Source organism: Leifsonia sp. 2TAF2, assembly GCF_052115085.1.
Classification (GTDB): Bacteria; Actinomycetota; Actinomycetes; order Actinomycetales; family Microbacteriaceae; genus Leifsonia.
Window position 1 is genome coordinate 1,353,299 of the sequence record NZ_JBFRFY010000001.1, and the last position, 23,341, is coordinate 1,376,639.

The 23,341-nt window shown below is 69.8% G+C and carries 26 protein-coding genes; 20 read left to right on the top strand and 6 right to left on the bottom strand.

The annotated features are described in order from the left end of the window. Nucleotides 1-74: 74 nt before the first annotated feature. Entirely contained in the window at nt 75-1,499 is a 1,425-nt protein-coding gene (locus tag AB4Z18_RS06490; protein WP_441781873.1) for an MFS transporter, read from the bottom strand. Between the two features lie 299 nt (nt 1,500-1,798). Between AB4Z18_RS06490 and AB4Z18_RS06495 the strand changes: the two genes are divergently transcribed. Further along, complete coding sequence (locus AB4Z18_RS06495; RefSeq protein WP_441781874.1) at nt 1,799-2,710, top strand: sigma-70 family RNA polymerase sigma factor; 912 nt, start codon at nt 1,799-1,801, stop codon at nt 2,708-2,710. Between the two features lie 66 nt (nt 2,711-2,776). Here AB4Z18_RS06495 and AB4Z18_RS06500 read toward each other — a convergent pair whose 3' ends face one another. Beyond that, nucleotides 2,777-3,118: a DUF7882 family protein gene (locus AB4Z18_RS06500; protein ID WP_441781875.1), complete on the bottom strand. Its 342-nt coding sequence runs from the start codon at nt 3,116-3,118 to the stop codon at nt 2,777-2,779. A gap of 92 nt (nt 3,119-3,210) precedes the next feature. Here AB4Z18_RS06500 and AB4Z18_RS06505 point away from each other — a divergent pair, with 92 nt between their 5' ends. After that, nucleotides 3,211-4,761 carry an SDR family oxidoreductase gene (locus tag AB4Z18_RS06505; protein ID WP_441781876.1) on the top strand — a complete coding sequence of 517 codons (1,551 nt, stop codon included), beginning with the start codon at nt 3,211-3,213 and terminating at the stop codon, nt 4,759-4,761. On the opposite strand, the gene AB4Z18_RS06510 is transcribed toward AB4Z18_RS06505, so the two are convergent. After that, entirely contained in the window at nt 4,679-5,305 is a 627-nt protein-coding gene (locus AB4Z18_RS06510; protein WP_441781877.1) for a MarR family winged helix-turn-helix transcriptional regulator, read from the bottom strand. The two genes, AB4Z18_RS06505 and AB4Z18_RS06510, sit on opposite strands and share 83 nt — an antisense overlap. Before the next feature lie 75 nt (nt 5,306-5,380). Here AB4Z18_RS06510 and AB4Z18_RS06515 point away from each other — a divergent pair, with 75 nt between their 5' ends. From AB4Z18_RS06515 to AB4Z18_RS06545, 7 genes are read left to right on the top strand one after another with little or no spacing between them, the layout of a single operon-like run. Next, complete coding sequence (locus AB4Z18_RS06515; RefSeq protein WP_441781878.1) at nt 5,381-6,511, top strand: polyprenyl synthetase family protein; 1,131 nt, start codon at nt 5,381-5,383, stop codon at nt 6,509-6,511. Continuing rightward, nucleotides 6,508-7,443 carry a phytoene/squalene synthase family protein gene (locus tag AB4Z18_RS06520; protein ID WP_441781879.1) on the top strand — a complete coding sequence of 312 codons (936 nt, stop codon included), beginning with the start codon at nt 6,508-6,510 and terminating at the stop codon, nt 7,441-7,443. The genes AB4Z18_RS06515 and AB4Z18_RS06520 overlap by 4 nt, the downstream gene beginning before the upstream one ends. After that, on the top strand, nt 7,443-9,035 hold the full coding sequence (crtI, locus tag AB4Z18_RS06525; protein WP_441781880.1) for a phytoene desaturase family protein: 1,593 nt from the start codon (nt 7,443-7,445) through the stop codon (nt 9,033-9,035). The genes AB4Z18_RS06520 and crtI overlap by 1 nt, the downstream gene beginning before the upstream one ends. Beyond that, nucleotides 9,032-9,397, top strand: a complete 366-nt coding sequence (locus AB4Z18_RS06530) for a lycopene cyclase domain-containing protein (RefSeq protein WP_441781881.1) — start codon at nt 9,032-9,034, stop codon at nt 9,395-9,397. Before crtI ends, AB4Z18_RS06530 begins: the two co-directional genes overlap by 4 nt. Continuing rightward, on the top strand, nt 9,394-9,714 hold the full coding sequence (locus tag AB4Z18_RS06535) for a lycopene cyclase domain-containing protein (protein WP_441781882.1): 321 nt from the start codon (nt 9,394-9,396) through the stop codon (nt 9,712-9,714). The genes AB4Z18_RS06530 and AB4Z18_RS06535 overlap by 4 nt, the downstream gene beginning before the upstream one ends. Beyond that, nucleotides 9,681-10,589: a prenyltransferase gene (locus AB4Z18_RS06540; protein ID WP_441781883.1), complete on the top strand. Its 909-nt coding sequence runs from the start codon at nt 9,681-9,683 to the stop codon at nt 10,587-10,589. The genes AB4Z18_RS06535 and AB4Z18_RS06540 overlap by 34 nt, the downstream gene beginning before the upstream one ends. After that, nucleotides 10,589-11,182, top strand: coding sequence for a septum formation family protein (locus AB4Z18_RS06545; protein ID WP_441781884.1), 594 nt, complete (start codon nt 10,589-10,591; stop codon nt 11,180-11,182). Before AB4Z18_RS06540 ends, AB4Z18_RS06545 begins: the two co-directional genes overlap by 1 nt. 25 nt (nt 11,183-11,207) lie before the next feature. Here the strand turns inward: AB4Z18_RS06545 and AB4Z18_RS06550 are convergent, their stop codons facing one another. Continuing rightward, entirely contained in the window at nt 11,208-11,588 is a 381-nt protein-coding gene (locus AB4Z18_RS06550) for a glyoxalase superfamily protein (protein WP_441781885.1), read from the bottom strand. A gap of 146 nt (nt 11,589-11,734) precedes the next feature. Between AB4Z18_RS06550 and AB4Z18_RS06555 the strand changes: the two genes are divergently transcribed. Beyond that, entirely contained in the window at nt 11,735-12,694 is a 960-nt protein-coding gene (locus AB4Z18_RS06555) for a DnaJ domain-containing protein (RefSeq protein ID WP_441781886.1), read from the top strand. A 71-nt stretch (nt 12,695-12,765) separates the two neighbouring features. Then, a complete protein-coding gene (locus AB4Z18_RS06560; RefSeq protein ID WP_441781887.1) occupies nt 12,766-13,155 on the top strand; it encodes a VOC family protein in 390 nt (129 codons plus the stop codon). A 31-nt stretch (nt 13,156-13,186) separates the two neighbouring features. Here the strand turns inward: AB4Z18_RS06560 and AB4Z18_RS06565 are convergent, their stop codons facing one another. Next, on the bottom strand, nt 13,187-13,480 hold the full coding sequence (locus AB4Z18_RS06565; protein WP_441781888.1) for a hypothetical protein: 294 nt from the start codon (nt 13,478-13,480) through the stop codon (nt 13,187-13,189). Nucleotides 13,481-13,587: 107 nt separating this feature from the next. Here AB4Z18_RS06565 and AB4Z18_RS06570 point away from each other — a divergent pair, with 107 nt between their 5' ends. From AB4Z18_RS06570 to AB4Z18_RS06605, 8 genes are all read left to right on the top strand, one after another. Then, a complete protein-coding gene (locus AB4Z18_RS06570; RefSeq protein ID WP_441781889.1) occupies nt 13,588-14,421 on the top strand; it encodes a DUF1295 domain-containing protein in 834 nt (277 codons plus the stop codon). A gap of 26 nt (nt 14,422-14,447) precedes the next feature. Continuing rightward, nucleotides 14,448-14,897 (top strand): hypothetical protein, encoded by a 450-nt coding sequence (locus AB4Z18_RS06575; protein WP_441781890.1) that lies wholly within the window; start codon nt 14,448-14,450, stop codon nt 14,895-14,897. Nucleotide 14,898: 1 nt separating this feature from the next. Then, a complete protein-coding gene (locus AB4Z18_RS06580; RefSeq protein ID WP_441781891.1) occupies nt 14,899-15,324 on the top strand; it encodes an RNA-binding S4 domain-containing protein in 426 nt (141 codons plus the stop codon). After that, nucleotides 15,324-16,154: a DUF72 domain-containing protein gene (locus AB4Z18_RS06585; RefSeq protein WP_441781892.1), complete on the top strand. Its 831-nt coding sequence runs from the start codon at nt 15,324-15,326 to the stop codon at nt 16,152-16,154. The genes AB4Z18_RS06580 and AB4Z18_RS06585 overlap by 1 nt, the downstream gene beginning before the upstream one ends. 23 nt (nt 16,155-16,177) lie before the next feature. Continuing rightward, nucleotides 16,178-16,810, top strand: a complete 633-nt coding sequence (locus tag AB4Z18_RS06590; protein WP_441781893.1) for a CDP-alcohol phosphatidyltransferase family protein — start codon at nt 16,178-16,180, stop codon at nt 16,808-16,810. Further along, complete coding sequence (locus tag AB4Z18_RS06595; protein WP_441781894.1) at nt 16,803-17,309, top strand: FHA domain-containing protein; 507 nt, start codon at nt 16,803-16,805, stop codon at nt 17,307-17,309. The genes AB4Z18_RS06590 and AB4Z18_RS06595 overlap by 8 nt, the downstream gene beginning before the upstream one ends. Then, nucleotides 17,309-18,001 carry a transcriptional regulator FtsR gene (ftsR, locus tag AB4Z18_RS06600; protein ID WP_441781895.1) on the top strand — a complete coding sequence of 231 codons (693 nt, stop codon included), beginning with the start codon at nt 17,309-17,311 and terminating at the stop codon, nt 17,999-18,001. Before AB4Z18_RS06595 ends, ftsR begins: the two co-directional genes overlap by 1 nt. A 134-nt stretch (nt 18,002-18,135) precedes the next feature. Further along, nucleotides 18,136-18,687, top strand: coding sequence for a MerR family transcriptional regulator (locus AB4Z18_RS06605; RefSeq protein ID WP_441781896.1), 552 nt, complete (start codon nt 18,136-18,138; stop codon nt 18,685-18,687). 301 nt (nt 18,688-18,988) lie between these two features. Here AB4Z18_RS06605 and AB4Z18_RS06610 read toward each other — a convergent pair whose 3' ends face one another. Further along, nucleotides 18,989-19,798: a ParA family protein gene (locus AB4Z18_RS06610; protein ID WP_441782985.1), complete on the bottom strand. Its 810-nt coding sequence runs from the start codon at nt 19,796-19,798 to the stop codon at nt 18,989-18,991. A 79-nt stretch (nt 19,799-19,877) separates the two neighbouring features. Between AB4Z18_RS06610 and AB4Z18_RS06615 the strand changes: the two genes are divergently transcribed. Beyond that, nucleotides 19,878-23,282: a pyruvate carboxylase gene (locus tag AB4Z18_RS06615; protein ID WP_441781897.1), complete on the top strand. Its 3,405-nt coding sequence runs from the start codon at nt 19,878-19,880 to the stop codon at nt 23,280-23,282. The last annotated feature ends 59 nt before the right edge of the window (nt 23,283-23,341 follow it).

The following is a 23,341-nucleotide window of genomic DNA, read 5'->3' on the forward strand; positions in this document are numbered from 1 at the left end:
CCGCCGACACGCCGTGGCGGAGGCGAAAAACTCAGGAGCTGTTGGCTTGTGAGGAGGGAGGGAGCGAGAGGTGGTCAGCGGGAGCGGGTGGGGGACTGGGACGGGGTGCTCGCGGAGAGCGGGGCGGCGATGTCCTCCAGGGACTTGCCTTCGGCATCCACGCCCAGGAACAGCTCCACGAGACCGGCCGCGATCATCAGGCCCGCCCCGATGAAGTACCCGATCGTGACGGCGGGGATGCCGCCCTCGATCAGGTTTCCGAACAGGATCGGGCCGATGATGCCACCGATGCCGGTGCCGACCGCGTAGAAGAACGCGATCGCCATGGCTCGCGTCTCCATCGGGAAGATCTCGCTCACGGTCAGGTAGGCGGCCGACGCACCCGCCGACGCGAAGAAGAACACGACCATCCAGCACGCCGTCAGCCAGAACGCGTCGAGCGCTCCGGAGCCGAATAGGAGGGCCGTGCCCACCAGCAGGATGCCGCTGCCGACGTAGGACAGCGTGATCATGAAGCGGCGACCGACCGTGTCGAACAGGTGCCCCAGCAGGAACGGCCCCAGGAAGTTGCCGATCGCGATGGGGACGAGCGCCCACGGCGCCACGTCGTCGGGCACGCCGAGGAGCTTCGTCAGCACCAGCGAGTACGTGAAGAACACGGCGTTGTAGAGGAACGCCTGGCCGATGAACAGCGAGAGTCCGAGAACGAAGCGCTTGGGATACTGCCCGAGCGCCACGCGGACGATCTCACCGAAACCGGTGGAGCGGCGCTGGTGGATCTCGATCCCGCGGTCGTCCGGCACCTTCTCGAGGTGCTGGTGAGTGTTCTCCTCGACGCCCTCCTCGATCTCGCCGACCAGCTTCTCGGCCTCTTCGTCGCGGCCGTGGATGAACATCCACCTGGGCGATTCGGGTACGTTGCGGCGGACCAGCAGGATGACGAGGCCGAGCACCGCTCCGAGGCCGAAGGCGATGCGCCAGCCGATGTCGGCCGGGAAGTTGTCCGTGTTGAGGAGGAAGACGGTGAGGACGGCTCCGAAGGCCGTACCGAGCCAGTACGACCCGTTGATGGCGAGGTCGACGAGCCCCCGGCGGCGGGCCGGGATCAGCTCGTCGATGGCGGAGTTGATGGCCGCGTACTCGCCTCCGATGCCCGCGCCGGTGAAGAACCGGAACAGGAAGAACATCCACGGAGTGAATGAGAAAGCGGTCAGCACCGTCGCCACCAGGTAGAGGCCCAGGGTGATGATGAACAGCTTCTTCCGGCCGAACCGGTCGGTGAGGTAGCCGAACACCAACGAGCCGACACAGGCGCCGGCGACGTAGACGGCCGCGGCCTGGCCGACCTGGGCGGTGGTCAGTCCGAGGCCGCTGTCCGGCTCGGTGAGCCGGCTGCCGATCGCGCCGACGATGGTGACCTCGAGCCCGTCGAGGATCCACACCGTCCCGAGCCCGATGACGACGAGCCAGTGGAAGCGGGACCAGGGGAGCCGGTCCATGCGGGCAGGGATTGTCGTGCGGATCGTCTTCAGCGACGCCGCTTTATCTGAAGTGTGCGCAGTCACTCGTGTGACTGTAGGAGGGCTGTAAGTCTCCCGGCAGAGCCTTGACAAATCGTGCCAAACACGCTTGCAGCGCCGGTAGCGTACGCGGAGCGCAACTGTCAACCCCTTGTTGGGGAGTAGGGGCCATTGCTTATCGTGGCTAACGAACTACTCGTCCACAAGACAGTGGAACACCCGAACTGAGAGCACCAACGGCAGTGCCCGTGAGTACACGGGCTGAATGGGATGAAACGATGACGACGCTCGAAGTGACCAGCGACCCGGTACGGGATTACCTCAACTCGATCGGCCGCACCCGGCTCCTCACCGCCGACGAAGAAGTGGCCCTCGCCAAGCGGATCGAGGTGGGAGTGCTCGCCGGCGAGCGGCTGGCGATCCGGCCCAACCTGACCCCCCGCGAGAAGCGCGAACTGCAGTACCTCGCCGATGACGGCAAGCGTGCGTTCGAGCGCTTCATCGAAGCGAACCTCCGACTGGTGGTGAGCATCGCCAAGCGCTACGCGGGCCGCGGCCTCCCCGTCATGGACCTGATCCAGGAGGGCAACCTGGGCCTCGTCCGCGCGGTGGAGAAGTTCGACTACCGCACCGGCAACAAGTTCTCCACCTATGCCACGTGGTGGATCCGCCAGTCGATCCTGCGCGGCATCGCCGACACCGCACGCCTGATCCGCATCCCGGTGCATACCGTGGAGAAGATCGACAAGCTCGACCGCATCCGCCGCGACCTCGGTGGCGAGCTCGGCCGCACGCCCACGCTAGAGGAGATGGCCGAGGCGTCGAACCTCGACCCCGCCGAAGTCCACAAGCTGCAGATGAGCGACTCGGAGACCGTGTCGCTGGCCGTACCGGTCGGCGAGAACGAGGGCGCCGAGCTCGGCGACCTGATCGAGGACGGCGACTTCGCCGGCCCGCCCGAGGCCGTCGAGGTGGAGTTCCGTCACCGCGACCTCGAGGAGCGCCTCCGCGAGCTGCCGCCGCGCGACGCGAAGGTCGTGCGCATGCGCTTCGGCCTCGACGGCCAGAAGCCGATGACGCTCGACGAGGTCGGCGAGGTCTACGGCATCACCCGCGAGCGGGTCCGTCAGCTGGAGACCCGCAGCCTGAAGCGCCTCCGCTGCCCGGAGCTTCTCGAGTACCTCCGCTAAGGGCTCGGCAACGAGCGAAGGACCCCGCACCGATAAAGGTGCGGGGTCCTTTTCGCGTGGCTGCGTTCAGCGCCCGGGGGGCGAGTCCGCGTCGACCTCATCCGCGCCGAGCGCGCCGATCTCCTCGGTGAGCTGCAGGCCCTGGGCGCTGTTGGAGGACAGGGTGAGCTGCTCGAGCCAGGCCTTGTTGATCCGCGGGCTGCGTCCTCCGCTGTAGCGGAACAGCAGCGGGATGGCCGGGTCGACCCAGATCGCGCTGCGACCGTCCCCGACGCTCTGCTCATCGCGCCAGGAGAAGAAGAACCCTTCCTTCCGGCGCAGCTTGAGCCCGATCACGATCTGCAGATGCGCCAGGACCCGGTCCTCGAAACCGATCTCGGTGGTCCCGCCGTAAATGAGCTTGCCCATACAAAAAACGTACAGGACGTTCGGTCGTCCCCCGCACCAGCGTTCGTTCGCGTCGCACCCCACTGTTCGCAGGCGAGCGTAGTGTTCGGCCCATGAGCCCCTCCCGAGTCCTCGTCACCGGCGCGACCGGCTACATCGGCGGCCGGCTGGTGCCGCGGCTGCTGGCCCGCGGCTACACCGTCCGGGTGCTGGCGCGATCGCCGCAGAAGCTGACGGATGTGCCGTGGGCAGGCGACGTGGAGGTCGTCGAGGGCGATCTGCACGACCCCGAGGCGGTCGCCCGGGCCGTGGCGGACGTGGATGTCGTCTACTACCTGGTGCACTCGATGCGCGCCCGCGGCGACTTCGACGAGGAGGAGTCGGCGGCGGCCCGGACTGTCGCGGATGCCGCGCGCACGGCCGGCGTCGGCCGCATCGTGTACCTCGGCGCCCTGCATCCAGAGGGGGAACTCTCGCGCCATCTCCGTTCGCGGGTGGCTGTCGGCCGCATCCTGCTGGATTCCGGGGTGCCGACGGTGGTGTTCCAGGCCGGCGTCGTGATCGGGTCCGGGTCCGCGTCGTTCGAGATGATCCGGCACCTCACAGAGGTGCTGCCGTACATGCCCGCGCCGCGCTGGGTGCGCAACCGCATCCAGCCGATCGCGATCCGGGATGTGCTGCACTACCTTCTCGAGGCGGCCGAGCTGCCGCCGGAGGTGTCCCGTGCCTTCGATCTGGGCGGGCCCGACATCCTGCGCTACGGCCAGATGATGAACGCGTACGCACTGGAGGCGGGGCTGCCGCAGCGTCCCATCGCCAGCCTCCCGGTGTTCACCCCGTGGCTCGCGTCGCAGTGGGTGAATCTGGTCACGCCCATCCCGCGGAGCCTCGCCGTGCCGATCATCGAGTCGCTGCAGTACGACTGCGTGGCGCGCGAGCACGACATCGACGGGGTGATCCCGCCGCCGCCCGACGGCCTGACCGGCTACCGCCGCTCCGTGCGGCTGGCCCTGGCGCGGGAGCGCTCCGGTCAGGTGGAGACCAGCTGGCAGGACGCCTCCGTTGCCGGAGCCCCGAGCGATCCGCTGCCGAGCGACCCCGAGTGGTCGGGGCACACCGTCTACACGGACCTGCGCGAGCGGGCGTCGTCGGCCGATCCGGAGCTGCTCTGGCGCGTCGTCGAGGGGATCGGCGGGGAACGCGGGTGGTACTCGTTCCCGCTGGCCTGGGCGTTGCGGGGCTGGGCCGACAAGCTCGTCGGCGGTGTAGGGCTTCGCCGGGGCCGCCGGGATGCGGACCACCTGAACACGGGCGACGCGCTCGACTGGTGGCGGGTGGAGCGGATCGAACGGGGGAGGAGCCTGCGGCTGCGCGCCGAGATGGTCGTCCCTGGCCGCGCGTGGCTGGAGCTGTCGGTCCGCCCGCGGGAGGGTGGCGGCTCGGAGTACCGCCAGCGCGCGGTGTTCTTCCCGCGCGGACTGAGCGGCCGGCTGTACTGGTTCGCGATCCTGCCGTTCCACGGCGTGATCTTCAACGGGATGGCGAACCGCATCGTCTACGAGGCGGAGCACCCGAAGGCGGCTAGCCGAGTGGCGCGGCCGCCGACGGAGCCGAATCCGACTCCGTCGCGGGAGCACCAACCGTCGTCAGCGTCGTCTCGCTGAGCGCGTGCAGGAACCGCGTCACGGTGTCGCGGTCTTGCGGGCTGAGCGCCCGGACCACCTCGAACCGGCGCGCGTGCTGGAGTCCCATCGTCCGGCGCACCTCGCGGTGCGTCTCGGGGGTGATCTCGACCGTGACGGCCCGGCGGTCGGTGGGGTGCGGGCGGCGCACGACGTGTCCGGCCCGCTCCAGGCGGTCGAGGAGCTTGGTGGTGGATGCGGTGGAGATGTGCAGGTGGTCGGAGAGGGCTCCGGCCGTGACCGGCACGTCGGAGTTCATCGACGCGATGATGTAGCGCAGCGCACGCATGTCGGTCTCGTTGAGCTTCATGTGCGTGCGGGATTCGAAGCTGAGCCGCTGGTCGGCGTCGCGCCATTCGCGCATGGCGGCCAACAGTCGCACGATCTGCTCCAGCTCTTCTTCGCTGAGGTCGTCGTGGCGGACGAGTTCCTGCCGCGGATCGATGACGCGTGGGTCGGTGAGGGATTCCGAAATGCGCCGTGCGTCACGTCGCGCGTCGCCGCGCGCATCTCCGGCCGGTGTCATGAGCACATCCTATTCCTATCTGTAAGAATCGTGCTAAGTTATTTGCTATCCAAGCTAGACAAGGGAGCTTCGCGCATGACACAGCTGCACCCTGAGACACGGAGTCCTGTCGAGCGGGATGTCACCAACGAGTCGAGCGACGACCTCGCCGGCGACCTGACCAGCGACCTCGCCTCCGTCGAGGAGCGCCTCCACCGCTTCTTCTCCGCGCGGATCACCGCGGCCGCCGCCTACGACGCCTCCTACCGGCGACTGTGGGAGAGCGCCCGCGACGCCGCGAATGGCGGGAAGCGCATCCGCCCGCGATTCGTCCTGACCGCCTACCGCGGACTCGGCGGCACGGAGCCCGACGTCGCCTGCACGGCCGCGGTCGCGTACGAGCTGCTGCACACCGCCTTCCTCCTCCACGACGACGTCATCGACGGAGACACCGTCCGTCGCGGCCGGCCGAACGTGGCGGGCGGGTTCGCCGCCGCCGCCGAAGCCCGGGGGACGAGTGCTGACCGCGCTCGCCGCTGGGGCGAGGCCGGGGCCATCCTGGCCGGCGATCTGCTGCTGCACGCCGCCTCCACGGTGCTCGCCCGCATCGACACCGACGAGTGGACGCGGGAGCGGCTGCTCGACATCCTCGACCACGGCGTCTTCGTCACCGCGGCCGGCGAACTGGCCGACGTCGCCCTCGCCGAGCGGCTGGGCGCCGAGGACCCCGCACTCGAGGACGTGTTGGCCATGACGGAGCACAAGACCGCCGAGTACTCGGTGGCAGGCCCGCTGATGACCGGCGCCCTGCTCGCCGGCGGCAGTGAGGATGTGCTGACCCCGCTCGCCGAGTACGGTCGGCTCGTGGGCATCGCGTTCCAGCTGGGCGACGACCTCCTCGGCGTTTTCGGGTCCGAGGATGTGACCGGCAAGAGCATCGTCAGCGACCTCCGGCAGGGCAAGGAGACCTCGCTGATCGCCTACGCGCGCGGCACCGCCCGCTGGCGGGAGGTCGCCCTCTCGCTCGGCCGTACGGATCTCGACCCGCACGAGGCCAACCGCCTTGCCACCGTGCTCCAGGAGTGCGGCGCACGTCGCTTCGTCGAGGACCTGCTCGCGCAGCATGTCGACGCGGCCGTCGCGGTGCTCGACACCCCGTCCATCCCACGCTCTCTAGCCGTACCGCTGGGGGACGTGGCACGCTCGTGCATTGGGAGGATCGCATGACCCGTGCACCCGAGGCGCCGACGGGCACCGCGCCGACCGACCTCACCACCTACTCCGATGCCGCCCACGCCGGCGCCGCCACCATCATCCACGCGTACTCCACCTCGTTCGGTATGGCCACGCGACTGCTGGCGCCGCAGATCCGGCCGCAGGTCGAAGACGTGTACGCGCTCGTGCGCGTCGCCGACGAGATCGTCGACGGCGCGGCGACCGAGGCAGGCCTGAGCCTCGACGATCAGCGCGAGCTGCTCGACGCGCTGGAGGCGGACACCGAGCGCGCCATGCGCACCGGCTACAGCGCCAACGTGGTCGTGCACGCGTTCGCGGTGACCGCTCGCACGACCGGGATCGGGCCGGAACTGACCCGGCCGTTCTTCGCCTCGATGCGCCGCGACCTCAGCCCGGTGGACTTCCGCGGCGACGAACTCCGCGCCTACATCTACGGCTCGGCCGAGGTCATCGGGCTGATGTGCCTGAAGGTGTTCCTGGCGGATCGCCCAGTTCCCGAGGACGTGCGACTGCGTCTCGAGGCCGGCGCCCGGAGGCTCGGGGCGGCCTTCCAGAAGATCAACTTCCTGCGCGACCTGGCCGTCGACTGGACGGAGCTCGGCCGCAGCTACTTCCCGGGCATCGACCCGGCCCGGCTGACCGACCGGCAGAAGCTGGCCCTGGTCGTCGACATCGACTGCGACCTGGGGGCCGCGGCGGATGTCATCCCCGAACTGCCCGACAACTGCCGCCGGGCCATCATCGCGGCTCATGGTCTGTTCGGGGAGCTGAGCGACCGCATCCGCGCGACGCCGGCCACCGAACTGCTGAACCGTCGCATCAGCGTGCCGACGCGGGTGAAGCTCGCCATCCTGGCCCGGGCCACCGTAACGGCGGCTCTGCCCCGGCCCACAGGGGCGGTCGCGCGCACCGGAGCGCCCTGATGACCGGGCGGCGGGTCGTCGTCATCGGGGGCGGGATCGCCGGGCTCGCCTCCGCGGCGCTGCTCGCCCGCGAGGGCTACGCGGTGACGCTGCTGGAGCAGCGGACGATGCTGGGAGGCCGCGCCGGGTCGTGGGAGCACGACGGCTTCCGCTTCGACACCGGCCCGTCCTGGTACCTCATGCCCGAGGTGTTCGACCACTTCTTCAAGCTGATGGGTACCTCCACCGCGGAGCAGCTGGACCTGGTCACACTCGACCCCGGCTACCGCGTCTTCTCGGAGGACGGCCGTGCGCCGCTCGACATCCGTGCCGACGGGGCCTTGAACCGCGACGCGTTCGAGCGGGAGGAGCCTGGTGCGGGCGCGGCCCTCGACCGGTATCTCGACGGCTCCGCCGAGACCTACCGGATGGCGGTCGACCGCTTCCTCTACAGCACCTTCGCCGACCTCCGGCCGATGATCGCCCCGGAGTTGCTGCGACGCCTCCCGCGGCTGGCGCGCCTGCTGCTGGAACCGCTCGACCGCTATACGGCGGGTTTCGTTCGGGATGTGCGCCTCCGGCAGGTGCTGGGCTATCCCGCCGTCTTCCTGGGGACGTCGCCCGATCGCGCACCCAGCATGTACAGCCTGATGAGCCACCTCGACCTCGACGACGGCGTGCGCTACCCCCTGGGCGGGTTCGCCGCCCTCATCGACCGGGTGGTCGCACTCGCCGAGGATGCGGGCGCCCGGCTCGTCCTCGGTGCCCGGGTCACCGCCATCCGAACGGTCGACGCCTCACCGCGTGCCCGCACCACCGGTGTGGAGTACGTGGATGCGGCCGGCCGCATCCACACGGTCGACGCCGATGTCGTGGTGTCCGGGGCGGACCTGCACCACACCGAGACCGCGCTCCTGCCGGAGAAGCTCCGCACGCATCCCGAGAAGAAGTGGGACAAACGCGATCCCGGCCCGGGGGTCGTCCTGGCGATGCTCGGAATCCGGGGCCCGCTGCCGCAGCTGACCCACCACAACCTGTTCTTCACCACCGACTGGGAGGCGAACTTCCAGACGATCTACGGGCCGGATCCCGGCATCCCGGACCCCGCGTCGCTGTACGTCTGCAAGCCCAGCGAGACCGACCCGACGGTCGCGCCGGAGGGCTACGAGAACCTGTTCGTGCTCATCCCCGTGCCCGCCGATGTGTCCCTCGGCTCCGGCGGGATGAACGGCGCGGGCGACCGGGCGATCGAGCGTGCCGCCGACGCGGCGATCGCGCAGATCTCGGCGTGGGCGGGCATCCCGGACCTCGCCGACCGGATCGTCGTGCGCCGGACCGTCGGCCCCGAGGACTTCGCGACCGACCTGAACGCGTGGAGCGGAGGGGCGCTCGGCCCGGCCCACACGCTGCGGCAGAGCGCCTTCTTCCGCCCGGGCAATGCGTCCAAGAAGGTGGACGGGCTCCTCTACACGGGCTGCTCCACGATCCCCGGCATCGGCCTCCCGATGTGCCTGATCAGCGCGGAACTCGTCTTGAAGCGGCTGCGCGGCGACGGCAGCTCCGGTCCTCTCCCCGAACCGCTGCCCGCCCCGCAGGCGGAGCGGGTGACGTGACGTTCCTGTACCTCGGCTGCCTGCTGGTGTCGCTCGCGGCGATGGTGGCGCTGGATGCGCGGTTCCGGCTGGTGTTCTGGCGGGATGCGCGGCGCGCGACGATCGTGTTGGCCGGGGGCCTCGTGTTCTTTCTCGCGTGGGATGCGGCCGGTATCCTGCTCCACGTGTTCGCACGGGGGGAGTCGCCGCTCATGACCGGTGTCGAGTTGGCGCCCGAACTGCCCCTGGAGGAGGTCTTCTTCCTCGCCTTCCTCTGCTATCTCATCCTCGTGCTCGTCTTCGGCGCGCGCCGGGTGCTCGACCGGATGCCTGGCCGGATGCCCGACCGGGTGCCCGCGGCCGAGCGGGAGGCCGACCGATGACCTACGCCCTGTTGAGCGCGGTCTTCCTCGGCGTGGCCGCGCTGGTGCTCGTCGTCGCGCTGGCGACCGCGCGCGACCGCGCGTCGCTGATCCGTCGCTGGTGGGCGCCGGTCCTGATCGCCGCGGTCGTCGTGCTCGTACTGACCGCCGTGTTCGACAACCTGATGATCGGCGTGGGCTTCATGACCTACGACGAGGTGCGGATCAGCGGCGCCCGGCTGGGCCTCGTCCCGGTGGAGGACTTCGCCTACCCGCTGGCCGGGCTCCTGCTCCTGCCCGCGCTGTGGCTGCTGACCCGCCGGGGGAGCAGGTCGTGACCACCGTGGCGCCTGCGCCCTTCCGCCAGCTCGTCCTCGTATCCCGGCCGCTCAGCTGGATCAACACGGCGTTCCCCTTCGCAGCTGCCTACCTGCTGACCGCCGGGCGGGTCGATGCGACCTTCGTGATCGGGACGATCTTCTTCCTGATCCCCTACAACCTGGCGATGTACGGCATCAACGACGTCTTCGACTACGAGTCGGACCTCCGCAATCCGCGGAAGGGCGGCGCCGAGGGCGCGCTGCTCGACCGGTCGGCGCACCGCCGTACGCTGATCGCGGCCGCGGTGACGACCATCCCGTTCGTGGTCTATCTGGTGATCGTCGGGTCCCCGCTGTCGTGGCTGGTGCTGGCCGGCTCCCTCTTCGCTGTCGTCGCGTACTCGGTCAAGGGTCTGCGTTTCAAAGAGGTGCCGTTCCTCGACTCGGCGACCTCCAGCGTCCACTTCGTGAGCCCGGCCCTTTACGGGCTGGTCCTCGCGGGGGCGACCTTCACGCCAGCGCTCTGGCTCGTGCTCCTCGCCTTCTTCCTGTGGGGAGTCGGCAGCCACGCGTTCGGGGCAGTTCAGGATGTGGTGCCCGACCGCGAGGGCGGGATTTCCTCCGTCGCCACGGCGATCGGCGCCGCAGCGACCGTACGTCTGGCCATCGGCGCGTGGGCGCTCGCCGGCGTCGCAATGCTGTTCACCCCGTGGCCAGGACCGCTCGCCGCGCTGCTCGCTCTTCCGTACATCGCCACGGCGGCGCCGTTCTGGTCAGTGCCGGATGAGCGGGCAAGCGGCGCCAACCGGGGCTGGCGCCGCTTCCTGTGGATCAACTACGCCTGCGGCTTCGCCGTGACGATGCTCCTCATCCTCTGGGCGGTGGTTCGCTAGTGGGCCTGTCACGCCGCGGCTGGCTCCTGCTCGTCGCGGCCACCGCCGTGGTGGGCGTCGTCCTCCTGGTCGTCGCGGTCATGGCGACGGGTGTTATCACCGGGGCCCGAGCGGCCGCGCCGTCAGCATCTCCGGCCGCCCCGCGCCACACTCCGGACATGGAGACGGCGCCGAGACGGCTGGGACTCCCTCCGCGACCGACCAAGACCCCTGTCGCCACCGTCCCCTCGCAGCCCATCGGGTCGCTCACGGACGGTGACTGCCTGCAGACCTACGACTCGAAGTGGGCGGACGGTTACCCGGTGGTCGACTGCTCTGCGCCGCACATCGCGCAGCTGCTGGCGTCGGGGACGCTCGCCCAGGCCGCAGGAGCGAGCTTCCCCGGCACGGCCGCGCTGGACAGCCAGGTCAGCGACCTCTGCGAACCCTTCCTGAACTGGCACTGGGTCGCGATCTGGGGCGAGGATGTCCAGCTGGACCTCCGCTACCCGGACACCAGCGAGAAGTGGGCGACCGGCGACCGCTCGTATTACTGCATCGTCTACACGTTCTCGCGCCACGAACTCACCGGCAGCGCGGTGGCGGGTCAGTAGCACCGCCGGTCGCCGGCGGCGAGCGTCAGGGACGTGCGGGCAGCTCCTGCAATGTCCAGGCGTTGCCGTCCGGGTCGGTGAAGTCGACGAAGCGGCCCCAAGCGAGGTCCGAGACACCCCGGGCATCGACGCCGTGCTCGGTGAGGTGCGCCAGGGCGGCGTCCGCATCCGGCACCACGATCTGCAGGCCCTTCATGGTGCCGGGCGCCATGTCCGTCAGGCCCTCGCCGAAGGCGATCGAGCAGGCGGATCCGGGAGGAGTGACCTGCACGAAGCGCAGCTCGGGCGAGACGCGCTGGTCGTGGTCGGCGTTCCAGCCGAGGGCGTCGACGTAGAACGCCTTCGCACGGTCGACGTCGGTGACGGGGACGATGATGAGCTCGATGCGCCAGTCGCTGATGGTCATGGTGACCGCCTTTCGTGTTCGGTTGTCTCCAGCGTAGAAGCGAATCCGGTCACTTTCCGGCCGCAATGAGAATTCGGCGATTTCGCGGATGCGCGCGATATCGTCATATTCCTGACCCCGCCCGTACCGAAAGCGATTCCCCAGCGATGAGCGACTCCCCGGCCGCCCCGAGTCCCTACGAGGTGCTCGGCGTCCGTCCGGACGTGGGCCACGACGAGCTCCGCCGGGCCTACCGCCGGCTGCTGCGCGAGACGCACCCGGACACCGGCGGCACGGCCGCTGCGTTCCAGGCGGTCCAGCAGGCGTGGGAGCTCATCGGCGACCCGGAGGACCGCGCCCGCTACGACCGCGGCGAGAGCGTCGGCGTCGCCGACATCTCGGGCGACTCGGCGGCCGGCGGCTTCAGCGCGACCTTCCACTCCGCTCGCTCGTCCTCCGGCGGTTCCTCCGGCGGCGCCACCGTCCGCGCCCGCAGCTACGGACACCCCGGCGGCCGGTCGCGCGAGCGCTTCCTGTCACTCATGCGCGAGTGGATGGGCCGGGGCACCGACGACCGCGATCCGTACGATCCCGGCCTCGTGCGCTCGGCCCCGCGCGAGATCCGCCAGCTGCTCGCCGTGGCGCTCGCCGAGGAGGCGACCGCGCGCGCGGTCGCCGGGCTCGGCATCGGCTTCACGATCTGGAACGACGTGGCCGTGCATCCCTCGACCGACGCGAAGATCGACCACATCGTGCTGGGGCCGGCCGGCCTTTTCGCGATCCGCTCGGCCGACTGGGGCGCCCCGGTGAAGCTCGCCAAGGGCGAGATCGTCGGCGACGGCATCGGGCCGGACGAGGAGCCGTTCCACGACCTCTACCGCGCCGCCAAGAGCTTCGGCAGGCAGGCGGGGGTGCGGTTCACCGGCTACATCGTGGTCGTCCCCGACGACGACCTCGAGGTCCCGTTCGACGTCGTCCGGCGCGGCCGGCTGACCGGCTCCCTCCTGGTGCGCCGCTCCCTGCTGCCCCGCGTGCTGCGCGACGGCGCGAACGCCGCCGGCCGCGAGAGCGTCGACCGCGCCTTCGAATTGCGGACGCGCCTGCAGGAGGCCGTGCGCTTCGTCTAGCCGGAGCGCAGGCGAGCTGACTGGCGGCGCGCTCTAGACACCGCGGCTCCCGGGCGAGCAGAGTGGAGGCCATGGTCACCCCACTCGACATCTTCAGCGGCTTCAGCGTGGACGACATCCCCGCGGCGAAGGCTTTCTACGGCGAGACGCTCGGTCTGCGCGTCTCCGACGGCCCCATGGGCAACCTCGACCTCGAGCTCCCGGCCGGCGGTCACGTCTTCATCTACCCGAAGCCGGATCACACGCCCGCGTCGTTCACCATCCTGAACCTCGTGGTGGAGGACATCGACGCGGCCGTCGACGACCTCAACGCCCGAGGTGTGACCACGGCCATCTACGACGACCCGCAACTGCCGACCGACGCCAAGGGCGTGCTGCGCGGCCGGTCGGCCGACCGCGGGCCCGACATCGCCTGGTTCCGCGACCCGGCCGGGAACGTGCTCTCGGTGCTCCAGAACTGAGCGCGGGTGGTCGCGCCGGACGAGTTCGTCGTCAGGCCCGTTCGTCGTCGCTGTCGAAATCGCGTGCGTCGTCGCGACTCCGCGCCGGCAGGTCGTCTGTGGAACGGGGGACCGTCGACTGGAGCTGGAACGTCGCCTCCTCCGGCCAGCCTCGGTCATCGGCCAGTTCATAGACGTCGAAGGCTGACGCGCCAGCGAACTCGGACGGCACCCGGATGCGGCTGGGCGGCACGTCGACGTCCCGTGGCAGCGTCAGGACCCGCGGGGTTTCCTCGTCATCGCGGAGGAGGACAGCCCGGAACGTCCGAGACTCTGAATACGGCACCTCAATACGTTAAGCGCGCACGTGACAGACTGCGACCCCCCATTGGCGTCTTCCCAGGTGCCTTACGTCTCCCTGGCAGCGAGCGTGCGGGGCCCTAGGATGTGCACGTGGAGCCCTTCATCGTCTGTCTCTGGGTACTGGGCGTCGCCTGTGCCGCCACCTGGGTGCTCTCGCTCATCACGAACGAGCACTCCTGGGTGGACCGCATCTGGTCGATCGTGCCGGTGGTGTACGTCTGGGTTTTCGCGGGTGCCGCCGGACTCGCCGATGCCCGCCTCGACCTGATCGCCGTGCTCGTGACCCTGTGGGGCGCCCGCCTCACGTTCAACTTCGCGCGCAAGGGCGGCTACCGGCCTGGCGGCGAGGACTACCGTTGGGTGGTGCTGCGCGGGCGGATGCGCCCGGCGGGATTCCAGCTGTTCAACCTGTTCTTCATCGTCATCTACCAGAACGTGCTGCTCCTTCTGATCACGCTGCCGGCGTGGACCGCGTACCAGCACCGGACGCCGCTCAACCCGCTCGACATCATCCTGGCCGCGATCTTCGTCGCGTTCCTCACAGGCGAGACGATCGCCGATCAGCAGCAGTGGCGGTTCCACCAGTGGAAGCACGCCGAGGCGGCGGCCGGCCGCGAGCCCTCGCCGCGCTTCCTGCAGTCGGGGCTCTTCCGGTTCTCCCGCCACCCCAACTTCTTCTTCGAGCAGGCGCAGTGGTGGGTGGTGTTCCTCTTCGGCTGCGTCGCCGCTGGATCGATCCTGCAGTGGACCGTCATCGGCCCGCTGCTGCTGACCGGCCTCTTCGTCGGTTCCACCGTGTTCACGGAGAGCATCACGCGCGGCCGCTACCCGGAGTACGCGGAGTACCAGGCGCGCACCTCGCCGGTCGTGCCGTGGTTCCCGGGACGCGGGGATGCGGCACGCGTGCGGTCGCAGTCGAGCTGACAGCCCTCCGGGGCTACCGTAGAAGCATGTCGTGCATCCGGTTCAACACTCCTGCCCAGCGCCAGGCCATGCGGGACCACCGGCCTGCGATGCTCACCGCTGAGCAGGCCGCCGCGCTGCATCCCGCGCCCGAGGTGACCGAGAGCAAGATCCGCCGGCTGCGGCTCCTCGCGACCGACCCGAACCCGAAGATCCGGGAGGCGGTCGCCAGCAGCTACAACACCCCGGAGGACGTCATCGCGACGCTCGCGAAGGATCCGGACGAGGGCGTGCGCGGCTGCGTGGCGAAGAACGAGGCGACCCCCTGCGACCTCCTCCGCGAGCTCGCCGAGGACCGCTCGGAGACCGTCCGCGGCTGGGTGGCCGTGAACTACTTCGTGCCGTCCGACGTGATGGAGAAGCTCGCGTCCGACCGCAGCCGAACCGTGCGCAGCCTGGTGAAGTGGAAGGCGTCGCTGGCCGAAGAGGCGGTGTGAGATGCCCGGAACCCCTGCGAAGCCCGGCGCATCCGGCTCATCCGGCTCATCCGGCGCATCCGGTCCGGGCAGCGTCCGCGTCGACTCCTGGGCCTGGGCGGTGCGGCTCTTCAAGACCCGGTCGGCCGCGTCGGACGCCTGCAAGGCCGGGCACCTGAAGGTGAACGGTGATCGCGCGAAGCCCGCGCAGCCGGTGAAAGTGGGGGATGAGGTGCGCGCGTTCGTCGGAGACGTCGAACGCATCTATATCGCCCGGCGGCTGATCACCAAGCGGGTGAGCGCGGCGATGGCCGCCGACTGCTTCGAGGACCGCACTCCGCCGCCCCCGCCGCGCACCGAGACGCCCGCGGCCGTGCTGCGCGAGCGTGGTGCCGGCAGGCCGACGAAGCGGGAGCGCCGCCTGCTCGAACAGCTCCGGGGACGTTGATGGCGCTGGCTCGCGTCGGCATCTCGGGCTGGACGTATGCACCCTGGCGAGGCGTCTTCTATCCGCCCAAGCTGCCCCATCGCCTGGAGCTCGAGTACGCCTCCGAGCGGCTCGACTCCATCGAGATCAATGGCAGCTTCTACTCCCTGCAGCGGCCGACGAGCTACCGCACGTGGGCGGAGCACACGCCGGACGAGTTCGTGTTCGCCGTGAAGGGCGGCCGGTACATCACGCACATCCTGCGACTGAAGAACGCCCGCACCGCCGTCGCCAACTTCTTCGCCTCCGGCGTGCTGGCGCTCGGCCCGAAGCTCGGTCCGCTGCTCTGGCAGCTGCCGCCCACCCTGCAGTTCGAGCCGGAGGCGGTGGATGCGTTCCTCGGGATGCTGCCGCGCACCACGACCGAGGCGGCGGCATTGGCGGGGGAGGCGACCCTCGACGAGGACCGCACCCACACCGCCGTGACCGAGGACCGGCCGCTGCGGCACGCCGTCGAGGTGCGGCACGCCTCCTTCGACGTGCCCGAATTCGCGGCGCTGGCTCGGGCGCACAGTATCGCGATCGTGCTGGCGGACACTGCTGGCCGCTATCCGGTCATCCGGGAGCTCACCGCCGACTTCGCGTATGTGCGCCTGCACGGCGACGAGGAGCTCTACACCAGCGGGTACACCGACGAGTCGCTCGACCGGTGGGCCGCGGAATTCGGCGGGTGGCTGGCGGCGGGCCGGGATGTGTACGCCTACTTCGACAACGATGTGAAGGTCCGCGCCCCGTACGACGCCATGGGGCTGCGCGACCGGCTCGCGGAGTGGACGCCCCGTGTGCACTGAGGACGCTCACTAGACTCGAAGGCGTGGAGGGTGAGAGCGCTGCCGTGAGCGCGCGGGTCTGGACGATCCCGAACGTGCTGAGCTTCTTCCGGCTCGCGCTCGTGCCTGTCTTCCTCTGGCTCGTGGTCACGGGCCAGGACGGACTGGCGCTGCTCGTCCTCGTCTTCTCCAGCGTCACCGACTTCCTCGACGGCTACCTCGCCCGCCGCCTGAATCAGATCTCGCGTCTGGGGCAGCTGCTCGACCCGGCCGCCGACCGCCTGTACATCTTCGCCGCCCTCATCGGGCTCTGCTGGCGCGAGGTGATCCCCTGGTGGCTGTTCATCGTGATCGTGGCGCGGGATGTGATGCTCGCCGTCCTCGGCGTCATCCTCGCGAACCACGGCTTCGGCCCGCTTCCGGTGCACCACCTGGGGAAAGTCGCCACCTTCTGCCTGTTCGTGGCCCTTCCGCTGCTCATGCTGGGCGAGGCGTTCGCGCCCCTCGCACCCTTCTCGCTGCCGCTCGGCTGGGCCTTCGCGCTCTGGGGCGCGTTCCTCTATTGGTGGGCCGGGATCGTGTACATCCGGGAGACGTCGCGGGTAATCCGCCTTCCGGCCGATGACACCGGCGTCCGATCCGATACGCTGGACGGCAAGGAGGTTGACGGTGCCTGAAGACATTAACCCGAACGGTCCAGCCGGCGGAGCCGACGACGCCGCCCGGGGCCCCCTGCGGGATGCGGCCGGCAATGAGGACACGACCGCGCGTTTCGGCGAGGAGTTCATCTCGAAGATGTACCCCTCGGGCGAAGTTTCGCCGGAAGAGCAGGAGGCCATCGCGGCTCTGCCCTCCGGCTCCGCCCTGCTGATCGTGCGACGCGGCCCGAACTCCGGTGCCCGCTTCCTCCTCGACGCCGACGTGACGACCGCTGGTCGCCATCCCAACGCCGACATCTTCCTCGACGACGTGACCGTGTCGCGCCGCCACGCGGAGTTCACGCGCCGCGGCATCTCCTTCGAGGTCCGCGACCTGGGCTCGCTGAACGGCACGTACTACGACGGCGTGCGGATCGAGAGCGCGCTGCTCTCCGATTCCGCCGAGGTGCAGATCGGCAAATTCCGGCTCACGTTCTACGCTTCGCGTCACGACCTCGCCGCAGCGGCGAACGGCTAGTGGCCCGGCCGGCCACCAGGGCCGCGGGGGGCGCTCCGGCCCTGCTCAGCATCGGTCAGGTCCTCGCTCGGCTCACCCCCGAGTTCCCCGACCTGTCGTCGTCGAAGCTGCGTTTCCTGGAGGAGCGCGGGCTCGTGTCACCGTCGCGCACCGCCTCCGGGTACCGCAAGTTCTCGTCGACCGACGTGGAGCGCTTGCGCGCGGTGCTCGCCATGCAGCGCGACCACTACCTCCCGCTCAAGGTCATCAAGAAGTACTTCGCCGACGTGGATGCGGGGCTCGAGCCGGCATTCCCGGGAACGGCGCCCGCCGGGTCCATCCTGTCGGGGTCGCGGCGGTACCGACGCGACGAGCTGCTGCGTGAGGCCAGCGCCGACGCCGAGCTCCTGCAGGAGGCGATCAGCACCTCCCTCATCGCCGCGTCGGACGTGTACGGCGAGGAAGCCCTGACGGTGCTCCGCGCCCTCGCGGAGCTGCGACGCAGCGGCATCGAGCCGCGGCACCTGCGCGGTTTCCGAGCGGCGGCGGAGCGCGAGATCGGCCTCATCGAGACCGCCCTGGTGCCGATCGCGCGGCGCAACGACGTCAGCAGCAAAGCGCGCACGGCCGAGCTCGCGCGGGAGATCGCGGCACAGCTGGACGTGGTGCGCGGCAGCATCATCCGCTCATCCATCGCGCGGCTTCGTCCGTGAACCGGGGCCCGAGGCTCGACACGCCGGAACCGAAACAGCGGATGTCGTTGCCCGGCGAGGTCCGCATGGGTACCGTTGATGAAGCGACGCGGATGCGACGCGCGATCCGCAACCCGGGGTGAGAGGCGACGAACATGAGCGAACTGAGTCGTGAAGACGGCGCCGCCCGGTACGACCTCGGGCTTCTGTTCACCGACGGCCTCCCTGAGATGGACGACGTGAACGGCTACCGCGGTGCCGTCGCCGCCCGCGCTGCGGGTATCTCGTACCGCCAGCTCGACTACTGGGCCCGCACGGGCCTCGTCGAGCCGACCGTCCGCGGCGCCGCCGGGTCCGGTTCGCAGCGCCTGTACGGCTTCCGCGACATCCTCGTCCTGAAGCTCGTGAAGCGACTCCTCGACACCGGAATCTCGCTGCAGCAGATCCGCACCGCGGTCAACCAGCTCCGCGAGTCGGGCGTCAGCGACCTCGCCCAGACCACGCTGATGAGCGACGGCGCGAGCGTCTACCTGTGCACCTCCAACGACGAGGTCATCGACCTCGTCAGCCGCGGCCAGGGCGTCTTCGGCATCGCCGTCGGCAAGGTCCTCCGCGAGGTCGAGTCGAGCCTCGTCGAACTGGACACGCAGGCCGAGGCCATGGACGAGCTCGCCGCCCGTCGCGCGGCGCGGACCCGCGCGTCGTAAGGCCGCGCGCCCGCCGCCCTCCGCACAAAACGCCCGCACGTCGGGCGTTTTCGTTGTGCCTCCGTCCTGAATTCAGGACGTCCCGCCCTGTTTTCAGGACGCCCGCGCGCCCTGTTTTCAGGAGGCTGCCGCCTTCCTGTTCTCAGGAGATTCGGGATGCGGGGCCGCCGAATCTCCTCCTATTCAGGACATGGCTGCACCAGGAAGCCTCGATCTCCTGAATACAGGTCCTGAAAACGCCGTCCTGAATACAGGACGGGGTGAGCAGCCGGAACCCGAGACGGGATCCTCGACCCGAGCGTCAGGACGAAGCGTCCGCGTATTCCCCGATGCGGGCGGTGCGCAGAACCCGCTCCAGCAGCAGGTCGAAGTTGTGCGCCATCTCCTGCGCGCTCTCGCCCGGCCACACGTGAAGCGGCTTCGCCGCGCCCTGCGCCTGCTGCAGCGACGTGCGCTCCGGCAGCTGCGGCGACAGCACGAGCGGCCCGAACATGTCGCGCAGCTCCTTGATCCGGAACTGGTGCTCCAGCGACTGCACGCGCGCCCGGTTCACGATGATCCCGAGCGGCTGGAGGCGAGGCGACAGTCCCCGGCGGATCTCCTCGATCGCGCGCAGCGCACGGTCGGCGGCCGCCACCGAGAACAGGCCGGGCTCGGTCACCACGGCGACGCGGTCGCTCGCGGCCCACGCGGTGCGGGTGAGCGCGTTGAGCGAGGGGGCGCAGTCGATCAGCACGAGCTCGTAGTCGTGCTCGACGTTCGCCAGGGCCTCCTCGAGCTTCCAGATGTCGCGGATGCTGGGGTGCGGGCCGTCGAAGTTGATGGCGGACGGGCTGCCGATCATGACGTCGATCGTGCCGGAGCGGCCCTTCGTCCAGCCCGAGGGGGCGATGGCCGCGCGCACGATCTTCTCCTTGGGGGAGGCGAGCACATCGGCCACGTTGAGGTGGCCGGCGACCTGGATGTCCATGCCGGTGGACACATCCGACTGGGGGTCGAGATCCACGATCAGCGTGCGAAGGCCTTTCGCGAACGCCGCCGAGGCAAGTCCGAGCGTCACCGTCGTCTTTCCGACACCGCCCTTGAGGGAGCTAACGCTGAGTACGTGCACGAGAGCCACGTTACCTTTACTAGTCTTAGAGAACCTAACCGTTTGCTGTGTGGTGTCGACCCCTGCTCGAAAGGTCCCCATGTTCCGAAAGATCCTCGTTGCCAACCGCGGTGAAATCGCCATCCGGGCCTTCAGGGCCGCATACGAGCTCGGCGCCGAGACCGTCGCCGTGTTCCCGTACGAGGATCGCAACTCGATGCACCGCCTGAAGGCCGACGAGGCGTACCAGATCGGCGAGCCCGGCCACCCGGTCCGCGCCTACCTGGATGTGCAGGAGATCATCCGCGTCGCTCAGGAGTCCGGCGCCGACGCGATCTACCCGGGCTACGGCTTCCTGTCCGAGAACCCGGAGCTGGCCGAGGCGGCCCGCGCTGCCGGCATCACCTTCATCGGCCCGCGCGCCGAGGTGCTGGAGATGGCCGGCAACAAGGTCACCGCGAAGGAGCACGCGATCGCCGCGGGCGTCCCGGTGCTGAAGTCATCGCAGCCCTCGCGTGACATCGAGCAGCTGCTGAGCGAGGCGGATGAGATCGGCTTCCCGATCTTCGCGAAGGCTGTCGCCGGCGGCGGCGGACGCGGCATGCGCCGGGTGAACACGAAGGCCGAGCTGCGTCCCGCCCTCGAGGAGGCCATGCGGGAGGCGGACAGCGCCTTCGGCGACCCGACCATGTTCCTCGAGCAGGCTGTGCTGCGTCCGCGTCACATCGAGGTGCAGATCCTCGCTGACTCGACCGGCGACACCATGCACCTGTTCGAGCGCGACTGCTCGGTGCAGCGCCGCCACCAGAAGGTGGTCGAGATCGCTCCGGCCCCCAACCTCTCCGACGACATCCGTCAGGCGCTCTACCGCGACGCCGTCGCCTTCGCGCGCTCGATCGGCTACGAGAACGCCGGAACCGTCGAGTTCCTGCTCGACACCGCCGGGGAGCGCGCCGGCCAGCACGTCTTCATCGAGATGAACCCGCGCATCCAGGTCGAGCACACCGTCACGGAGGAGATCACCGACGTCGACCTCGTCCAGTCGCAGATGCGCATCGCGGCGGGGGAGACCCTGGCCGACCTGGGCCTCAGCCAGGAGACGGTCCACGTCCGCGGCGCGGCGCTGCAGTGCCGTATCACGACGGAGGACCCGACGGCCGGCTTCCGTCCCGACACCGGCAAGATCACCACGTACCGCTCGCCGGGCGGCGCGGGCATCCGCCTCGACGGCGGCACGATCAACCCGGGCGCCCAGATCAGCCCGCACTTCGACTCCATGCTGGCGAAGCTCATCACCCGCGGCCGTGACTTCCCGGCCGCCGTGCTGCGTGCCCGTCGTGCACTGGCCGAGTTCCGCGTCCGCGGCGTCTCCACGAACATCCCGTTCCTGCAGGCGGTGCTCGAAGACCCCGACTTCATCGCCGGTAACGTCTCGACTTCCTTCATCGAGGAGCGGCCCGAACTGTTCAAGGGCCGCGAGTCGAAGGACCGCGGCACCAAGGTGCTCAACTGGCTCGCCGACGTCACGGTCAACCAGCCGAACGGTCCCCGACCGCTGAGCGCCGACCCCTCCGAGAAGCTGCCCAAGATCGACCTCACCGCGCCGGCCCCGGCCGGCTCGCGTCAGCGCCTGCTGGAGCTCGGACCGAAGGGCTTCGCGGAGGCACTGCGGGCGCAGAAGGCGCTCGCGGTCACCGAGACGACGTTCCGCGACGCGCACCAGTCGCTGCTGGCGACCCGCGTCCGCACCCGCGACCTGGTCGCGGTGGCACCCTATGTCGCCCGGATGACGCCAGAACTGCTCTCGGTCGAGGCCTGGGGCGGCGCGACGTACGACGTGGCGCTCCGGTTCCTCGGCGAGGACCCGTGGGAGCGCCTGGCCACGCTGCGCGAGGCGCTGCCGAACATCAACATCCAGATGCTGCTGCGCGGCCGCAACACCGTCGGCTACACGCCGTACCCGACCCAGGTGACGGATGCCTTCGTTCGTGAGGCCGCCTCCACGGGCGTCGACATCTTCCGCATCTTCGACGCCCTCAACGACGTCTCGCAGATGCGTCCGGCGATCGAGTCGGTCCTCGCGACCGGTTCCGCCATCGCCGAGGTCGCCGTCTGCTACACCGGGGACCTGCTCGACCCGGCTGAGGACCTCTACACGCTCGACTACTACCTTCGTCTTGCCGAGCAGATCGTCGAGTCGGGAGCGCACATCCTCGCGGTGAAGGACATGGCGGGCCTGCTGCGCCCGTCGGCCGCGGAGAAGCTCGTGGCCGCGTTCCGTGAGCGGTTCGACCTGCCGGTCCACGTCCACACCCACGACACCCCTGGTGGCCAGCTCGCCACGCTGCTCGCGGCATCCCGTGCCGGTGCGGATGCGGTGGATGTGGCGAGCGCGCCCATGGCCGGCACCACCAGCCAGCCGAGCGCCTCCGCCCTCGTCGCAGCCCTCGCCCACACCGAGCGCGACACCGGCATCTCCCTGAGCGCGGTCGAGGACCTCGAGCCGTACTGGGAGGCCGTGCGTCAGGTGTACCGCCCGTTCGAGTCGGGCCTGCCCGGCCCCACGGGCCGTGTCTACAAGCACGAGATCCCGGGCGGCCAGCTCTCCAACCTGCGCCAGCAGGCGAAGGCACTGGGCCTTGCCGAGGACTTCGAGCTCGTCGAGGACATGTACGCCGCGGCCAACCGCATCCTCGGCCGCATCCCCAAGGTGACTCCCTCGTCGAAGGTGGTCGGCGACCTCGCGCTGCACCTCGCGGCGGTCAAGGCCGACCCGGACGACTTCGCCGAGAACCCGCAGAACTACGACATCCCCGACTCGGTGGTCGGGTTCATGGCCGGCGAATTGGGCGAGCTGCCCGGTGGATGGCCGGAGCCGTTCCGCACCAAGGTCCTCGCTGGCAAGACCGTCAAGATCGGTGTCGAGGACCTCAGCGCCGACGACGCCAGCGCGCTGGAGGGCTCCAGCGAGGAGCGCCGCTCGACGCTCAACCGCCTGCTCTTCCCTGCGCCCACCCGCATCCAGGAGCAGATGCGCGAGCTGTTCGGCGACCTCTCGGTCGTCGACTCCCTCGACTACCTCTACGGCCTCAAGCAGGGCTCGGAGCACGTCGTGGAGTTCAGCCGTGGAGTCCGCCTGTACGTCGGGCTGGAGGCGATCGGCGAGGCCGACGAGAAGGGCATGCGCACCGTCATGACCACGCTCAACGGCCAGTTGCGGCCGGTGTTCGTGCGCGACCGCAGCATCGTCGTCGAGGCGAAGGCCGCCGAGAAGGCCGACACCGCCAAGCCGGGGCAGGTGGCCGCGCCGTTCTCCGGCGTCGTGACCCTGCAGGTGAGCGTCGGCGACTCGGTCGCCGCGGGCCAGGCCGTCGCCTCCATCGAGGCGATGAAGATGGAGGCCGCGATCACGGCTCCGGTCGCCGGAACCATCGAGCGGCTCGCCATCCCGAAGACCCAGCAGGTCGACGCGGGCGACCTGCTCGTGGTCATCCAGCCCTCCTGACCTGTGGAGAACGGGCGCCCCGGTGACGGGGCGGCCTACAATGACGAGTCGCGGGACCC

Bases quoted from the DNA above. Each gene is read 5' to 3' on its own strand.
- AB4Z18_RS06515 (WP_441781878.1), top strand. From the start codon at position 5,381: ATGACACAGCTGCACCCTGAGACACGGAGTCCTGTCGAGCGGGATGTC.
- AB4Z18_RS06605 (WP_441781896.1), top strand. From the start codon at position 18,136: ATGAGCGAACTGAGTCGTGAAGACGGCGCCGCCCGGTACGACCTCGGG.
- AB4Z18_RS06505 (WP_441781876.1), top strand. From the start codon at position 3,211: ATGAGCCCCTCCCGAGTCCTCGTCACCGGCGCGACCGGCTACATCGGC.
- AB4Z18_RS06490 (WP_441781873.1), bottom strand. From the start codon at position 1,499: ATGGACCGGCTCCCCTGGTCCCGCTTCCACTGGCTCGTCGTCATCGGG.
- AB4Z18_RS06555 (WP_441781886.1), top strand. From the start codon at position 11,735: ATGAGCGACTCCCCGGCCGCCCCGAGTCCCTACGAGGTGCTCGGCGTC.
- AB4Z18_RS06560 (WP_441781887.1), top strand. From the start codon at position 12,766: ATGGTCACCCCACTCGACATCTTCAGCGGCTTCAGCGTGGACGACATC.
- AB4Z18_RS06615 (WP_441781897.1), top strand. From the start codon at position 19,878: ATGTTCCGAAAGATCCTCGTTGCCAACCGCGGTGAAATCGCCATCCGG.
- crtI (WP_441781880.1), top strand. From the start codon at position 7,443: ATGACCGGGCGGCGGGTCGTCGTCATCGGGGGCGGGATCGCCGGGCTC.
- AB4Z18_RS06550 (WP_441781885.1), bottom strand. From the start codon at position 11,588: ATGACCATCAGCGACTGGCGCATCGAGCTCATCATCGTCCCCGTCACC.
- AB4Z18_RS06500 (WP_441781875.1), bottom strand. From the start codon at position 3,118: ATGGGCAAGCTCATTTACGGCGGGACCACCGAGATCGGTTTCGAGGAC.
- AB4Z18_RS06585 (WP_441781892.1), top strand. From the start codon at position 15,324: ATGGCGCTGGCTCGCGTCGGCATCTCGGGCTGGACGTATGCACCCTGG.
- AB4Z18_RS06520 (WP_441781879.1), top strand. From the start codon at position 6,508: ATGACCCGTGCACCCGAGGCGCCGACGGGCACCGCGCCGACCGACCTC.
- AB4Z18_RS06575 (WP_441781890.1), top strand. From the start codon at position 14,448: ATGTCGTGCATCCGGTTCAACACTCCTGCCCAGCGCCAGGCCATGCGG.
- AB4Z18_RS06580 (WP_441781891.1), top strand. From the start codon at position 14,899: ATGCCCGGAACCCCTGCGAAGCCCGGCGCATCCGGCTCATCCGGCTCA.
- AB4Z18_RS06510 (WP_441781877.1), bottom strand. From the start codon at position 5,305: ATGACACCGGCCGGAGATGCGCGCGGCGACGCGCGACGTGACGCACGG.
- AB4Z18_RS06495 (WP_441781874.1), top strand. From the start codon at position 1,799: ATGACGACGCTCGAAGTGACCAGCGACCCGGTACGGGATTACCTCAAC.
- AB4Z18_RS06535 (WP_441781882.1), top strand. From the start codon at position 9,394: ATGACCTACGCCCTGTTGAGCGCGGTCTTCCTCGGCGTGGCCGCGCTG.